Raw genomic sequence first — 17504 nt, forward strand, 5'->3', positions numbered from 1 at the left:
CCAAAGAGCGCAGCACGTTTGTCTCGCCAGCCCGCGCGGTCCCACAGGCGTCAGCCCCCTTCCACTCCGTCTCTAGTTTTAGAAGTAAAAGAAATTTTCTTGTTCACTCAATTAAAAATATGAAAATGCGTCATGTTTTGTAGCCTATGCCACCTTAGCTTCGAGTAGAAGCTAATAAACTCTGACCCATCCACAAGATTTATAAGTAAGCACCTGTGTACCCGGACGCCAAGTATCGGGAAGCGATTCCCCCGCTAATCGGCAAGGTATACAGAAGCAGAACTGCTTAAACACTCTTCACACAATGAAATCTTTAAGCCGGCCGGCGCCAAGGGTGAGCCGGCGCGGTAAGACAAGTGTTCTTCTTGGCTTACTGCGGGAGGCCAACCCAAAGCAAGGCGGCGACTGCTAGTGTGAAGCACCAATAGAACATCGAAACAATTCCGCACGCAAACCCTCACCATTTACTCTTAAGACGAAGCAGTATCTCCCGCAAAGAATCTCCTGGACTACACAAATAAACTTCGTTCGTTAAGAAAAAGCGCAAGAAAAGGAGATAGAAGTTAAAAAAATACTGGAAAAAACAAGATATATTTTCTTGAAACCAGACGTTTCATAAAAAAAATATTTATACCTAGTAAACTTTAAAATTTCAACTAAAAGAAAAAGGATTAATTAAATATAGGCTAAAATACCCTGTATTATTCGGAAATCGAAATTTTTCTTTTACGAAAAGGTCCCTTCAGCACATGCGTTTTGCAGGAATATATTGTCCTATTAATCATCTTTTGTGCTTATATGATTTCTATTAAATTCCATTAATGCAATTCACAAGAATATTCAAATAACATATTGACATAATTGTATGACTATTGTTACTATTTTATCTGTGAGGAAATACGTACATAAGTGGGAATCAGACATAGGTGAATTTCCTCGAAAAAAACATTAGGGGAGGCTACATTGTGCAAAACGGTTCAAAGACTTGGAAAAAGTTTGTATCTGTTGCCATGATCGCAGGTTTAGTTGCAAGTAACGGTGTTATGACTGCAAGCGCTACATCTGGCGATAAAGAGAAAGCCAATGAGAAAGACCTGCAGGCAATCAACGTTCTTTCCAACGAAAAAGCGGAATTGATCAAGCAGCTTAAGAAAAAAGATAATGCTGAAATGGTTCAAAAGGATGCATTGGACCCGAACGAAGAAGTTCGCGTCATTGTTGAAATTGAAGGCCAGTCAGCGGTTGAAGTGGCATCTGCAAAAGGTGTCCAATACAAAGAGCTTGCTAAAACGGAAAAAGAGCAGATTGAAGCTCAATTAGTGAAAGCGCATGCAAACGTGAAGAAAACGATTTCTTCCAAGGGCGTTGAACTAAACTCCGAATTCGATTATACGACGGCATTCAACGGCTTCAGCGGACAAGTGAAATACAGCGACGTCCAGAAGATCAAGGAATTGCCGAATGTTAAGAACGTATACATTGCAAATGAATACGAAAGACCGGAAGTCACTCCAGACATGACCACGAGCCACGATTTCATCCAGTCACGCCAAGTATGGGCGGACAGCAAGTTCCAGGGTGAAGGCATGGTAGTCGCGGTCATCGATACGGGGGTTGACCCGACTCATAAAGATTTCAACATCACGGATGAGTCGAAAGTTGATTTGTCGAAATCGGATGTTGAAGGGCTTGTTTCGAAAGACGGCTTGAAAGGCGCTTACAAAAACGTAAAAGTCCCTTACGCTTATAACTATTACGATAAAAACGATGAAATCCAAGATGACGGGCCAGGCGCTTCCATGCACGGCATGCACGTAGCAGGGACAGTCGGCGCGAACGGCGATGAAGAAAACGGCGGCATCAAAGGGGTGGCACCTGAATCCCAGATCCTGGGCATGAAAGTGTTCTCGAATGACGTCAACTTCCCATCAACGTTCTCCGATATCTACTTGGCAGCAATCGATGATGCAGTGAAACTTGGAGCGGATGTATTGAACATGAGCCTAGGTTCAACTTCTTCATTCTATGACGCTGACAGCGCAGAAGACAAAGCCATCACCAATGCTGTAAACAACGGCATCGTGGCTGCGGTATCTGCAGGTAACTCAGGGCATATCGGCTACGGCTACGATAACCCGCATTATGACAACCCGGACTACGGTTTGGTCGGATCTCCTGGGCTTAACAAAGACACGATCCAAGTCGCAGCTACAGGGAATGTCGTCAACCACTATACGCATGAAGTGGAATTCGATGGTTTCACAGTCGAAGGATTCGGCGTAGATGATTGGACGGATTTCGAAGTTCAAGGCGATGACATCGAAGTTGTATCCTTGAAGGAATTGACAGGCAATCCGAATGCATTGGGTGCTGCTTCCGATTATGAAGGCATCGATGTGGAAGGCAAGGTTGTTGTCGTTGAACGCGGTGAGCATACATTCATCGATAAAACGAACTGGGCAGCAGCAGCCGGCGCAGCTGGCATCATCGTTTACAACTCTACAAGCAATGTTTTCTACAAAGATCAGGGCGGCTGGGATATTCCGTTCATGAAGATTTCCCGTGAAGACGGTTTGGAACTTGAAGCGGCACTCGCTGAAGACGGCGAACTTGGCGCAGATGTTGAACAAACGAATGTTGAAGAAGGACCTGAAGTGGGCCGCGCGACTGACTTCACTTCATGGGGCGTAACGCCGGACCTTGAGTTCAAACCGGAATTGTCTGCACCAGGCGGAAATATCCTGTCGACGCTTGAAAACGACAAATACGGCGTGATGAGCGGGACGTCCATGGCAGCTCCACACGTTGCGGGCGGTGCGGCACTTGTCCAGCAATACCTGAAAAACCATGACGAGTTCAAAAACCTTTCACTTGAGGAACGTACACGCCTGGCGAAAGTATTGCTTCTGAACACTGCTGACATCACGCACGGCAAATCAGGCGACACGATCTCACCTCGCCGCCAGGGCGCTGGAATGATGCAGCTTAACGGCGCTGTCACGACGCCAGTCGTCTTGACTGAAAAAGCGACGAACGAAGCGAAAGTGAATGTCAAAGACTTCACTGAAGATTCCTTCACGTTCACATTGACAGCTGAAAACTTGACGGACAAAGAAGCGACGTATTCAGTCGACACTTCCGTGCTGGTCGATATGTTCCAGGAAGAAGGCGAAGTAACGTCCAACTTGCTGAAATCCGGCGCACTAGAAGGAGCGAAAGTAACGGCTCCGGAAACAGTGACTGTACCGGCTAACGGAACGACAGACGTAACAGTGACGATCGATATCAGCGAAGGCCAAGTGCCGGGGCTTGATAAAGACGGCAACTCCATCACGAAAGCGCTTGAAGAAGATGTCTTCGTGGAAGGTTTCGTGAAATTGACTGCTGAAGAAGGTTCATCGAATCCTGATTTGGTCTTGCCATACATCAGCTTCTACGGCGAATGGGACCGTCCGGACATCATCGATTCCTTTGGTGTTGAAGAAAAAGATGAGCCGCATTTCTACCAGCAATACTATGATTTATACAAGATCAAAGATGCTGATGATGGCCTTTACTACTACGACCTAGTGGAAGTTGACGGCGAGCTCGTTTATCCAGTATCTCCGAACAACGATGGCTTGAACGATAAGATCAACGGAAACATCACGCTGCTCCGTAACGCGGATGAGCTGCAAACGAATATCTTGAATGCAGAAGGCGAGAAAGTCCGTACGGTCAACATCGAGAAAGACGTCCGCAAGAACTACTTTAACGGCGGATCCGGCACATTCCTCAGCTATTCGGAAGCCCGTGCTTGGGACGGAAAAGTGAAAGGCGAAGTGGCGGCTGACGGCTTGTACGAATACGAGTACAAAGCGAAAGTCGACTACGAAGAGGCGGATTGGCAGAGCAAGTCATTGCCGGTCTACATCGACACAACTGCACCGGAAGCTACTGTGACGGTGAATGAAGATGACAACACATTGGAAGTTTCCTTGTCCGATGAAGGTGTCGGCGTTGCATTCTTCTCCGTGAACGTTGACGGCGAGCGTTTACCTGTCGAAGGATACTTCGATGCTAGTGAAACTGTCATCGATCTAGATGAGTTCGGTTTGGATGCTTCAGAAGCTGACTTGATCGAAATCATTGCATATGACCACGCTTATAACGCTGGTTACGCAATCTCGAATGCAGATGACACTGTGAAACCAGTCATCTATGTGGATGATAATGGCCCAGCGGCTCTTGGCCTTTACGGAACGAACACTGTGCCGGTCAAAGGTTATGTAGTTGAAGAAAACTTGAAAACATTGAAAGTGAACGGCAAAGAAGTGGCATTCACTGAAACGGATAAAGGCTTTGCGTTCGATACAACAATCGAGCTTGAAACTGGCCGCCACGATGTGAAGTTCGAAGCGACGGATTACAACGGCAACACGTCTTCGATCATCCGCCCAGTCTATGTGGATACAGTGAACCCGACGCTTGCAATCGACGCTCCTGGCGTTGTTGACCAAGACGAGGAATCAGTGGAATTCGACATCACGGTAAAAGACAACTTCAACTTGGTGAAACTATCCCTTGACGGAGATGTTCTTTACAACCAGGATGTTTTTGACGAAATCACTGTAGCTGATCCAGTAAGCAAAACAGTAACGGCGAAAGTCGACTTGGCACCAGGCCTTAACACATTCAAAGTGGTTGCTGAAGACGGCGCTGGCAACAAGGTCGAAAAAGAAGTGAAGATCGACCGTTCTGATTCTGAACTTCGCGCTGAGCGCATTTCCGGCGTAAGCCGTTATGACACAGCTGTTGAATTGAGTAAAGAAGGATGGGAGTCTTCAGACACAGTCGTCCTTGCACGTGGGGATAACTATGCTGATGCACTAGCAGGCGTACCGCTTGCGAAGAAACAAGACGCACCGCTTCTTCTGACTCGCACAGCGAAATTGCCATCTGAAACATACGAAGAAATCAAGCGTCTAGGCGCGAAGAAAGTTCAAGTCTTGGGTGGAACAATCGCTATTTCTGATGATGTCGTGAAGCAATTGAAATCTGACGGCATTGAAGTGGAACGTATCAGCGGGGCAAGCCGTTATGAGACAGCAGCTAAGATTGCTGAGAAATTCGGCAAATCTGATTCTGCGATCGTCGTAAGCGGCGAGAACTTCCCGGATGCACTCAGCGTAGCAAGCTATGCAGGGTCTGAAGGCACGCCAATCCTATTGGCACGCGAAGGATCTATCCCGAATGCCACGAAAGCGGCATTGGTGAAAATGGGAGCTGAAAACAGCTTGATCATCGGTGGTACTCAAGCGATCAGCGAACAAGCGGCATCCGAACTTCCGAATTCGTTCCGCATCAAGGGATCTAACCGTTATGAAACTTCCCTAGAAGTGGCGAAATACTTCGGCAGCCCTACTGACACAGTGTACATTGCGACAGGCACAGCGTTTGCGGATGCTCTAGCAGGCGGCGCGCTGGCTGCGAAACATGACACTGGGGTTTACTTGGTAGGAAAATCCGTACCAGCAGAACTTGGCGAACACTTGCAGAAGAATGGCGTCGAATACGCGAAAGTGATCGGTGGATCGCAAGCGGTATCCGATGAAATCCTCAAGCAATTGGACGAGTACTTGAATAACAAGTAAGATTTATGAAAGCGGAGTGCCTGAGGGCGCTCCGCTTTTGTGTTGTAGTCTGATTTAAAGGGAAATTAGTACCTCTATTATAATAATAGTAGAAACTCATCATACGGGGAGAATGAGATAGAGTTTTAACCGATTTCAGATGCACAAAGAACTAATTTAAATTACCTTTATATGGTATTAATTCAAATCATTTAATACAAACAGAAAAAATGTAAACGTTTTCAAAAATTTTATCATAATTTTACTTACCTTCGAAATCTTTTGTAGTATTATGGGTAATAGGGACAAACGTCTTCATACATAGTCAGAAAGATACATCCCTGAGAGACGTTCGTCAAAAAAAATTGATAGGATGGTGTAGAAATGCCGAAAAAGATTTTCACTTCTGTAATGGCGACGACATTGGCTTTGACAGTCGTCGGAATCTACGATTCGCAAAAAGCGGAGGCAGCTGAAGGCGATTTCGAGTTAACGATCATGCACACGAATGACACGCACGCGAACCTGGACAACGCGCCAAAACGCGCAAGCTTGATCAATCAGCTTCGCGCGGCGAACCCGAACAACCTATTGCTTGATGCAGGGGACGTCTTCTCGGGCACATTGTATTTCAACACATCACAAGGGGAAGCGGATTTGGCATTGATGAATCACATGGGTTATGACGCCATGGTATTCGGTAACCATGAGTTCGATCTTGGTTCGAGTGAAGAAGGGCACGCTGCACTTGGTGAATTCGTCGGAAATGCAGATTTCCCGATGCTTGGGGCGAATATTGATTTTTCTGGAGATACTACAATGTCACCGCTTGTAGCGGATGAAGCGTTTACGAAAACGGCTGCTAACGGACAAATCTACAGTGGCGTCGTGAAAGAAGTGGACGGCGAGGAAGTCGGGATCTTCGGTTTGACGACTGCTGAAACCGCGGACATTTCCAGTCCTGGCAATGTTGAATTCACTGATTATCTTGAAGCGGCAGAAGAGGCTGTAACATGGTTTGAGGGGCAGGAAGTCAACAAGATCATCGCATTGACGCATATCGGCTACGATGACAACGCAGCAGTCGACAACGACCGTACGCTAGCTGCAGAAGTTGAGGGCATCGATGTCATCGTCGGCGGGCATACGCATACGAAACTATTGCCACCGCAGCAAGTCGAAGATACAGTGATTGTCCAAGCGAATGAATACAATAAATTCCTCGGCCAACTGGACGTAACTTTCGATGAAGCTGGAAACGTGACAGATTTTGCCGGCGAACATCATGAAGTTGCACTTGCAGAAGAAGATGCTGAGGCAGCAGCTATTCTTGCGCCGTATAAAGAAGAAGTGGATGCATTGAAAGACACGGAAATCGGTGTTGAAGCGAATGTCTTCTTGAACGGCACGCGCGGAGAGTTTGGGGTCCGTGCAAGCGAAACGAACCTTGGGAACTTCATCACGGATGGCATGCTCGCAAAAGCGAAGCAAATCAACCCTGATACGACAATCGCGCTTCAAAACGGCGGCGGCATCCGTGAGTCTATCGACGAAGGGCCGATCACTTATGGTGAAGTCTTGACAGTTATGCCATTCGGCAACGCTTTGGCAATCATGGAAGTCACTGGCCAGGAAATCAAAGACGCGCTTGAGCACAGTGTCCGAGAATACCCGAAAGAAAACGGCGGGTTCCTTCACGTGTCCGGCATGTTCTTCAACTATGACGGCAAAGCGCCAGCCGGCGACCGCGTCTTGTCTGTCTTCGTAGACAATGGAGAGTATTACGGCGAGTTGGACCTTGAAGAAACCTACACAGTCGCAACAAACTCCTTCACCGCTAAAGGCGGCGACGGCTATGACATGTTCGGAAAAGCTTACGAAGAAGGCCGTGTCACTGAGCCAGGATTCACGGACTGGGAAATGTTCGAAGAGCACGCGCAATCATTTGCTGACGAGGGCGTAGAGCCTTACGAAGAGCGCCGCATCAACCAAGTGCGCTTGTCCGGTGAAAACCGCTACGACACAGCGATTGCCGTATCGAAACAAGGATGGGATTCTGCGGATACTGTAGTCATCGCTCGCGGCGACCAGTATGCAGATGCATTGACAGCAGCGCCATTGGCTGACCAGGAAGATGCGCCAGTGCTATTGACTCGTTCAGGTTCATTGCCGGCAACGGTAGCGGAAGAAATCGAACGTTTGGGTGCAACGAAAGCGATCGTACTGGGCGGTAACTTAGCTGTCTCAGAAGATGTTGCTGACCAATTGGGCGATTTGGGCTTGGAAGTAGATAGAGTCGGCGGGAAAACACGCTACGATACAGCTGTAGCGATTGCCGATGAATTGGAAACGGATGCTACTGATGCAGTTGTGGTAAGCGGAATGGACTTCCCGGATGCATTGTCAGCGGGATCTTACGCAGCGGTTAACGACAAGCCGATCTTATTGACACGCCCGGATAGCGTCCCGGCTGTCATTGAGGCAGAGCTTGAAGGATACGAAACGACTACTGTAATCGGCGGAACTTTGGCTGTTTCCGAAGATGTAGCGGACTCATTGCCGAATGCTACACGTGTCAGCGGCGCAAACCGTTACTTGACTTCACTCGCTGTAGCGGAACAATTGTTTGAAAATGCTGTAGAAGGCTTGGCTGCAAACGGCCAGAACTTCCCGGATGCTTTGACTGGAAACGTTCTTGCGGCAGCTTATGACGCGCCGATGCTTCTTGTGAAACAAGACAGCGTCAATGAAGCCGTTGAAACAAGAGCCCATTACTATGGCACAGTATTCACGACAGGCGGAACTTTGGCAGTATCTCCAGAAGTCGTGAAAGCTTTGCACGAAGAGTAAATTACGGTTCATCACCACGCTTTAACTGAATGCTGCTGGGAACGATAAAGTTCCCAGCGGCATTTTCTTTTCGGCCCGATTCACGAAAAAGGAGCTCCCATTATAGATGGAAGCTCCGTTTTTACTTTCATTCATTCTATTAATCCGACGAACTCTTCGACGTTTTCAAGTGTGCCTTCGATCGCCATTCCTTTATCGTGTAGGTTCTGCTCTTTCACCTTGATCAAGTGATCGAGTGTTTCTGAAGAAGCGAGGCCCAGGTCGTTTCGCAGCTTTTTCGTGTACAGCAAATCGTAATAAGTGACCAGGTTATAATCCTTGCCGCTCATTGTGCCATCCGGGCGCATTTGGTAAATGATCGTGTTTTCATCATTGACCCATCCTGTGCCTGTGTGAAGGAGGGCAGCGAATTGATCCTCAGCGCTCTCCAGATATTTCGCATCCCCAAGATGGAGATAGGCGTCGTACTGATAATTCATCAAGCTAAGTGCATGGTTCAGCGAACTGTGGGTATCATGCTCCATATCGAAATAATCCATTAAGTAATAACCTGGGCCTTGGGGAATCGTATAGCCGGCTTCAGTCATCTCGATCAGGAAATCGGCATAGACAGAGCGCTCTTGCGCATACGCATCGTATCCCAATTGTTCGGCGCGTTTTAATTGGGCGCGGAATAGATTGTCGTTATGCCTCGTGTCGATATAATTGGGGCCAATTCCATAAGAGCGTTCGAGCCAAGTGCTTGTGTAATCGCTATGCCATAAACCGTCTTCGTTACGGGCAGTTTCCAAGGATGCAAACTGGGCACGGTTGATATTCTCCCAAATGCGGGAAGGGGCGGTTTCCAGCATGACGGCGCTGGCCCTTCCGCTCTGCCTGACAAGGGAGCGCACAAATGCACGGTCAGTTCTTGGGAAAATGGCATTCAACCCGTGCGACCATAAAGTATTGGGGGTGACCCAGCGGAATTCATCTGTAGCTATTTTATGGACTTGTTGAAATTCAGCTTCGCCATTCACCAACGCTTCGTCTGAAATCATCAGCCATGTCGAAAAATTCTCTTCGCCAGGCTCGAATTGGACTGTGATTTCCCATGCCTCCTCGCCTGTCTTCAAACTTTCCGCTTCCCGCTGGAGTTCGATCACGCGGCTTACTTGGCCATCTTCGTAACTATGGGAAATATCGTTAAAATAGGCGGATGTGCCGACAAGCACGCTATTGGTTTCATTTTCGATATAGCGGAGGGTGGTCGACAATGGATCGTCAAACTTCCGTTCCTTGCGATGTGGATACAATTCGGGCACCGTCTTGTCTTCCGTATAGTCAAGCGCGGGCTCGCCGGTGGCCGGAAGTTCGACATGGATTGGCTCGAGGTACCCATCCGATGCCCCTTCAATATAGACCACCGCATCCCCATTCGGGAATTCCCGTGTCGTTATAGTGATCGTTGCTTGATGATTTCCCGAATCGGAAATGGCATAGGCGGTTTTTGTTTGATATATATCTTCGATTGTCAGTTGTTCAGTATCGCCACTTGAAATGCTTTTACCGTTTGAAGTCAATTTGAACTCATTCTTGGCGGTGAAAGGCGAATAGGCGATAAGCAATAAGGCGATAAGTGCAATGCTGCTGAATAAAACAACCCGTTTTGTAAGAGTCAATAAAAAAATCCTTTCTATTTCTTTCATAGTCTTATTATAAGCTGAAATAGGAAATAAAATAAATAGATGAAAAATTGCTCAGTTAATACAGTTATATCCAGAAGGATTATTGAGCGAAGTGGCCTGCTTATAGACTGAAAGCTATCCAATACCCAAAGCTTTATTAAAAGCTTGTGAAGAAATGGTTAAGAATCCATGAGATTCCGTATTTTTTCCATATTTTATAGTAGACTGTCCATAGAGATCTTCTATAGAAACGGACGTGACAAGAATGCAGAAAATCGTGACATTATTAGCGGCAATAATGGTCGCCTTTACCGCTTTCCTCATTTGGCCGCAAAAAGACCAAGGCGAGGGTTTCGGGGACGCAGAAGCACCGGACCGGAAAGAAACAGCTTCGGCAGGCCCAGCACCGGAGAAAACGCCGGAACCGGAACCGTTTGAGTTAGCGCTGATCCACACGAACGATACCCATACCGTCCTGGATAATATCGCCCGCCGTGCCTCACTGATCGAAGAGATTCGAGGAGCGCACACGCATCATCTTTTATTATCGGCAGGGGACGTGACTTCTTGGGAAATCGGCCGAAAAGCCCAGGACTCGCTTGCCAATGCCGTCTTCATGAACCATCTTGATTATGATGGGATGGTGCTCGGAAACCATGAGTTCGACATAGGCGAAGGCGTGGTCGATCACGGCCCGCTCAGCAGCTACGTAAAACACGCCGCGCACCCGGTTCTCGGCGCCAATGTCGACTTCTCGCAAGACCAATTCCTTGCGCCCTATGCTGACTACAGCTATACGGGCGAGCCGGTCGATGGCCGTATCAATAAAGGCTTCGTACAAACAGTAGGCGGCGAACAGATTGGCATATTCGGCATCACGCAATACAAGGAAGTCGTGACGGTTCCAGGCGATGTCTCGTTTTCCGATTACACGCAAGCGGCCAAACAAGCTGTCGCCCATTTCGAATCAATCGGCATCGACAAGATTGTGGCACTGACCCATATCGGCATCGGCCATGACCGCACTTTGGCTGAGGAAGTACCAGGCATCGACGTCATCATCGGCGGCCACTCGCATGTCACCACCAACCCGCCAAACCAAATCGGTGACACGCTCGTCGTCCAGACTGGTGAGTATGATACAAATCTCGGCGAACTGAAGGTGGTCTTTGACGAAGAAGGCAAGATCATTGACCATTCAGGCAAATTGCACCCAACCAAAAACGCAGAAATCCATCCAGACACCGCACGCGTACAGGAATTGTTCGATGAAGCCACAGCACTCGGCATCGTCAGCTACGAAGACTTTATCGGACATGTCATCAAAGCCGGCGAACTGGGTACATATGAAGCGTTTATCGAGTGAATAGAGAACAGGCACCCATTTGCAATGAATGGGTGCCTGTTTTTTAATGAGGTGGGATACATGGAATGACAAGGAGAGAGTAGAAAAGCTTCCTCTTTTCGACTGCGCTCCAATGGCTGCTTTCCGGGGGGGCGGGTGTTGAGCCAACGCGCCAATGAAAAAACCTGCGACATATCTGCAAACAGATATGTCGCAAATGAATAAGCTCAGCTCCCCTTCACTTATTCATTCGCTCGGTCCCCCAGGAGTCAGCCATTTCCGCTCCGTCTCTAGTTTTAGAGGAGAAGAAAACTTCTTCATTCCACTCATTGTTATGTATGAAATTGCGTCCTGTATTATAGCCTATATCTTTTGGAAAAAAGACAATGCAATTATGTGTGCTAATTCACCACAAGCTTTTCGATTCAAACAGTACAGCACCAGACGTTGCGTTCCGGGAAGCGATTCCCCCGCTAGCCGGCAACCTGATATAGAAGCAGATCCGATTAAACAATCTACAACAATGAAATCTCTCAGCCAGCCGGCGCCAAGGGTGAGCCGACGCAGTAAGACAGGTGCTCTTCCTGGCTTGCAGCAGGAGGCCAACCCAAAGCAAGGCGGCGACTACTGGAATGAAGCTAAAATCTAACAAAGTAACAAGTCCACAAACAAACCCTCACTATCTTCTCCTGCATCTCCACACAAAATTCCCAACCCATAAAAAAACCTCCTCCCGGAATCCCGGAAGAAGGGCAAGCGTTAATACGAATCAACATCCGACTGCGACAAATGCCAATCGGACAGTTCGTCATATGAACCCGTGCCGGTGAAATCCTTGATGACAAACGGCATCGGGCTATTGATATGGAAAAAGCCGGCTTTCTTGAGTGCGCGGTAGCGCGGGCTGTCCGGCACTGCCCAGCAATTGAGCGCATCCGCTTTTGTGAAGCGGCGGATGGCTTTCAATTGGTCCGCAATGATGGCTTCATCGTTCGGGCCGAACAAATCGACAATCGTCGCGAACGTAACCCCATTATCTTTCGTCTCCTCATGCAGCACGCAATAGCCTTCTGCATAGCCATTCTGTTCCAGCGTATACACTTGGTAATCCTTCGTCGGGTGGTCCAGGAAGCGGCGTTGGAGATAATCGCCATTTCGTTTTGCATGAAGCGGGTACTGTTTTTCGAAACGCCCGTACAGCATATCCGCCACCGCGAGACGGTCGCCAAGTTCACGCAAATGATGCGTGCTCTTTTTCGGGACGCTGACAGAGAATGCTTTATCGAGCGGGGCCTGGATCTTTTTCAATTTGCCTACTTTTGCCGCAAGCAGAGCGCCTGGCTTGTTGACGGCAAGAAAGCGGGGAACGTTTCCGAGATCCTTGCCGCCAGCCACTTTCATGAACACTTGCTTCGCCGTTTCAGCAGGGAAGCCGTAAAGGATGTCAAGCCCCTCGGCTTCACATTCCTGGGTCATGCGGGAAACGATTTGGTTATAGATGCCGCGGCCTTGGAAATCTGGATCGACCATGATGTCGACCCGTTCGCCAAGCAGCAGTTCCTTGCCTTGCTTCCGAGCAGTGAGCTTCAAGAATGCGGCGTGGCCGTTGATCTGGCCGTCTTGTTCTGAGACGACGATCGTGGCACTCTCCGGAAATGTTTCGAACTTCCATTGCCATTCGGCAAGCGAACGTTTTTTGCTGAACACTTTCTCGTAAAGGGCGTTGATGCCAGTTTCATCGCCTGGCTGGTATAGGCGGATCATAAGGATTCACCGTCATCCTGCAGGCCGAAGTCTTCACGGCGGGACGCTGCGGCCAAGAGTGCAAAGAACGCAAGCCCGAAAATATCGGATTCCCATAAGTTGTAGACAATTCCCATGAAATACGCGCCGAGCAAGATGCTGGCAGTCAATGAATACAGATAGCTTTCTTTATGCTTCTTCGCATACCGCCAAAGCATCGACAATAGGAAGGCGGCAAAGGCGATCACGCCGAGCACGCCGGTTTGGACGATGATTTGGATATATTGGTTATCGGAATAGAATTTATGGCCGATTTCGTATTCATCGTAGATCGGCGAACCGTTCGAAAGGGTAGTGGAATCGCCGAACGTGGCAAATCCGGTCCCGATGATCGGATGATCCTTGAATACTTCGAAGCCGGTTTTGACGATGAACAAGCGGCCGGAACTTTGGCTGCCGGTGACAGTATCTTCACTGAAAGTACTGCCGATGCGGTCACGGAACCCGGACTCGCCGCCGACGTCGAATTGCTGGATATTGTTCACTTTTTCGGAACCGATGTCTGTGCTTTCAAAGTAATTGGTCAAAAGATTCAGCGGCAGCACGACGAGGACGAGTGCGATTACCAAGTATTTGACGAAGTCGATGAGCACTTTCATCTTGCGTGTCATGATCAGGAATGCGGCGGCAGCGATCAAGAAACCTAGCCATGTACCGCGTGAATACGTCAACACAAGAATCCCGACCAGGAAGACATTCAGGATGTCCATATAGCGCGGGTTGAATTCCTTCAATTTATTCTTCGCATAATAGAAGGCGATGAACGCGAACATCAAATAGATGCCGAGCACGTTCGGGTTGCCGAGCATGCCGTAGATACGCACGCGGTTTTTCGCCGACAAGGCCATTGCCTGCCAGGATTCAGGCAGGAAGAAATTACGGATGGACAATTTTTCAGCCATTGCCTGGATGATGACCAGGATTGCTGTCCAGACGAAGATCCACACGAGATTGACCAAATCCTTGCGCGTGATCCCCAGGCGATAGACGATGTAATAGACAAGGTAAAAGAGCAGGAATTGGCGCAAAGTCATCGCAATCAGGACCGGGCTGATGCCTGTGATGAGTGCGGAAATCGAACCGATGGCAAGGAATGCGAAATAAGCATATTCGAAATTTTTGAAGTGGAATAATTGCCCGATCGATTTACGGTTCATCCAGAAAACGTGGAACAGCGCACCGAATACGAGGGCTTCGGTCAAGTAATTGAGTCCTGGATTGTACTGCGTGATAAATTCACGGATCGGGATGTAGACGAACAGCAGCAGGATGCCGTGTTTCGGGTTGATGAACGCATAGGCGAACAACACCACTGTCAGGGCATAACCGATGATGGGGAACTCTGTATACCCTATTAGCATGATCGCGATCAAGGCGATGAGCCAAAACCATTTTTCGTTATCGTTCTTAAAAAAGTTCATAATATCCTCCAGATGCATTTATAATTAGCGGCTTTGATAAATCGCCTTTTTCAATTTCAAATTCTTGAAAATCGCCCACCACAAAGTGACAGTGCGGTTTGCTTGCTTGAAATGCTTTTCGTATTGGCGGTCTTCGGCCTTCAGGTGGTCGGCCGCCTGGATGAACTGCTGTGGCGTGTTTTCGATGAAAGTTTCCACGTAGCGCGCATGTGCTGCGTTGGTCTGCGCAGCTTTGATCTCCGCAAGCGCAAGAAACCCATCGAATGCGATCACTTGGCTTTTGAACGCTTCGGTAGCGCGTTGTTTGAGCGGAAATTGATCCGTAATGTCCAGGATACAATTGATTTCCTCCGGCGGTACAGGGCAATTGATCTCATATTCGCGCACGATTGCCGGCTGATGGGCCGTATGCTTAAGTGCGTCGGCCACCAAATGCGCGCTGTAGACATGATCGGGATGGGCGTCGATCAAGCTCGTCGTATAGATTGTATCAGGGCGGATCTCGTCGATCAGCTCCCCGAAGCGGGCGCTTGTTGTGACGTGTTTGATCTCGCTATCGGGATAATCGAGGTAACGAACGTCCGTAAAACCGAGCAAGTCCTGGATTGAACGCAACTCCTGTTTACGGGTTTCGGCCAATGCATCGGCTTCCACAGGGGCAGCATTGCTATTTTTGCCATCGGTGATGATGGCGATGGTGACTTGCGCCCCGGAATCGGCATAGCGGCGGATGGTCCCGCCGAGCCCGATCGTTTCGTCGTCGATATGCGGCGCGAATACCAATACGCGCTTGGCCGGTTCAAGGGGAGTGAGCGGCTTATCCGCTTTGTAAAAGCGTTTCAAGGATGTTTTGATCGCCGGATTCAGCACCGGCGCAGCGTTTTTTATTAATGCCTGTTTCATAATGCGAAAAACTCCTTATGATTTTCTGAGCTTGCTGATGAGGAAGCGGGCGATCTCCGTTTTCAAGGCCAGCGCCGCGATCACATAGACAATGGCGCCAACGATGGCAGTCAAGGCGAATCGGATATAGATGTGCAGGTCTTCAAGAATTCCTGAAGCGAGCCACAAGGCCAATAGCATAGCAGCGGTCGCCGCAAAAATCTTGGCTGCGTCTTTTACGATAAAGCGGGAGTTGAGCTTGCCCTGCGTCCGGTTGAAGACAATCCAGTTGAGCGCGAAATAGACGAGCGCCATGACGGACGAGGCGAGCGGAATCGCCAAATACGAATCGAGCAATGCGATGAACAGGAAGTTCAAGGCGACATTTAGCGCGATCGAGAACAAGGAAATGCGCAAGATGACATGGCCTTTCTTTTTCGAATAGAAGGCTTTGTTCAGGATGTTCTGCAAACTGAAGAACAGCACCGATCCCATATAGAGATAACCGACTGTCGCAGTGGCCGCCGTCGCGTCCGCCGTGAAGGCCCCGCGCTCGTAGACGATCGTGATGAGATCTTCCATCAGCCACATCATTCCCGCCACAGCAGGAAGCAAAACCAGAAGCGTCAGCATCAAGCCGTATTCGATGCCTTGCTTGAAGCTTTTCTCGTTGGCGTTCGCGATCGCTTTCGACAGGATCGGGAAGATGATCGTCCCGATTGTCACGCCGATGATCGCCTGCGGGAAGTGGACGATGTTTTTCGCGAAGTTGATATAGTTGATCGCGGAATCGCTGAACGAGCCGGCGAAAATATTATCGATCGTCAAGTTGACTTGCCCGACCATGACCGTGATGGCGACAGGCACAAAAATGATCGAAAACGGCTTGATCTCTTCCCAGTCGAGCTTACCGAACACTTTATGGCTGTCTTTCGGGACGAACCATAAACGCTTGACGATATACGACAATAGCGCGCCGGTCAAATAACCGAAGGCGAGCGAGTAGGCCCCGAGCTCATCAGCGAATAGAACGGCACCGAGAATGGTGCTTCCGATGACGATGATCTGCGAGATGACCGATAGCGAGAACTTGCTTTCTGCGTCGAGATAGGCTTCGTAAACCGAGTTCAATGAAACAAGGAACACGGCGATGAAAAAGACGACCGCTAGGCCGACACTCAACTTGATGGCCTCAGCCTGAAGGCCGGGCTCCAGGTTGGAAAACGGGAATAGCTGCGGCAATAGTAGCGGTGAGACCACAACGCCAATGACGGAGACGATGAAGCCGAGCACCATCGTCCCGCGGATGATCTGCGAGAAATGATGATGGCCCTTGCCGTCCGCCTGTGCATGGATGAAACTTGGCACGAACGCGTTCTTCATGCCGGTCGTGAAAAACAGTATGAACATATTCGGCAATGTGAAGGCCGCGAAGTATGCTGCCGACTGATAGGAATCCCCAAACTGGAAGGCGATCACCATATCGCGCAGCAATCCTGAAATTTTCAGGAACAGCGAAGCGATGACGAACAAAATGCCGGTAAGTGCGAGTTTTCTGCCCAAAACAAAATCCTACTTTCTTCAAATGGTTTAGCGGTGAAACGCGAAACCAAATTCTTTCCTTATATAATAGGAGCGATAATCTCCCAATTCCATTTCCCTATCTTATCACGAAACCTCCCTTTTAGACGTCCCGGAGCCGATTATGTTGCGGAAAAATTCACATCTGATAAGGAAGTGGGCCTATGGGATTATATTGAAATGAATGTTGTGTCTAAAAACAGTTTCAGGACTATTGTGGAGGATAAAAAAGGAAGAAAGGTGAATAATTTGGGTACAAATAGTTAGAATTTACAATTTATTAATAAAGCGCTTACAAATTTTTAGTATACTGGTTTCGTATGACAATAAATTATCAGAGGAG

Annotated in this window: 9 protein-coding genes; 4 read left to right on the top strand and 5 right to left on the bottom strand. The window is 48.6% G+C overall.

The genetic code is table 11. The features are described 5' to 3' along the window. Positions 1-965 precede the first annotated feature (965 nt). Entirely contained in the window at positions 966-5633 is a 4668-nt protein-coding gene (locus DP119_RS16025) for a cell wall-binding repeat-containing protein (protein WP_276308702.1), read from the top strand. Between the two features lie 363 nt (positions 5634-5996). Continuing rightward, on the top strand, positions 5997-8462 hold the full coding sequence (locus DP119_RS02570) for a cell wall-binding repeat-containing protein (RefSeq protein ID WP_112230546.1): 2466 nt from the start codon (positions 5997-5999) through the stop codon (positions 8460-8462). A 131-nt stretch (positions 8463-8593) separates the two neighbouring features. Here the strand turns inward: DP119_RS02570 and DP119_RS02575 are convergent, their stop codons facing one another. Then, entirely contained in the window at positions 8594-10123 is a 1530-nt protein-coding gene (locus DP119_RS02575; protein ID WP_112230548.1) for a hypothetical protein, read from the bottom strand. 271 nt (positions 10124-10394) lie between these two features. Between DP119_RS02575 and DP119_RS02580 the strand changes: the two genes are divergently transcribed. Then, complete coding sequence (locus tag DP119_RS02580; protein WP_112230550.1) at positions 10395-11495, top strand: bifunctional metallophosphatase/5'-nucleotidase; 1101 nt, start codon at positions 10395-10397, stop codon at positions 11493-11495. A 154-nt stretch (positions 11496-11649) separates the two neighbouring features. Continuing rightward, complete coding sequence (locus tag DP119_RS02585) at positions 11650-12123, top strand: hypothetical protein (protein WP_112230552.1); 474 nt, start codon at positions 11650-11652, stop codon at positions 12121-12123. A gap of 110 nt (positions 12124-12233) precedes the next feature. Here the strand turns inward: DP119_RS02585 and DP119_RS02590 are convergent, their stop codons facing one another. The 4 genes from DP119_RS02590 to murJ are packed head-to-tail and all read right to left on the bottom strand — an operon-like array spanning position 12234 to position 17143. Next, complete coding sequence (locus DP119_RS02590) at positions 12234-13238, bottom strand: GNAT family N-acetyltransferase (protein WP_112230554.1); 1005 nt, start codon at positions 13236-13238, stop codon at positions 12234-12236. After that, positions 13235-14698, bottom strand: a complete 1464-nt coding sequence (locus DP119_RS02595) for an O-antigen ligase family protein (protein ID WP_112230556.1) — start codon at positions 14696-14698, stop codon at positions 13235-13237. The genes DP119_RS02590 and DP119_RS02595 overlap by 4 nt, the downstream gene beginning before the upstream one ends. Positions 14699-14722: 24 nt before the next feature. Further along, complete coding sequence (locus DP119_RS02600; protein WP_112230558.1) at positions 14723-15601, bottom strand: PIG-L deacetylase family protein; 879 nt, start codon at positions 15599-15601, stop codon at positions 14723-14725. A 15-nt stretch (positions 15602-15616) separates the two neighbouring features. Then, positions 15617-17143: a murein biosynthesis integral membrane protein MurJ gene (murJ, locus tag DP119_RS02605; protein WP_240616360.1), complete on the bottom strand. Its 1527-nt coding sequence runs from the start codon at positions 17141-17143 to the stop codon at positions 15617-15619. Between the last annotated feature and the right edge of the window lie 361 nt (positions 17144-17504).

This window comes from Planococcus maitriensis, assembly GCF_003289925.1.
GTDB classification, from domain to species: Bacteria; Bacillota; Bacilli; order Bacillales_A; family Planococcaceae; genus Planococcus; species Planococcus maitriensis.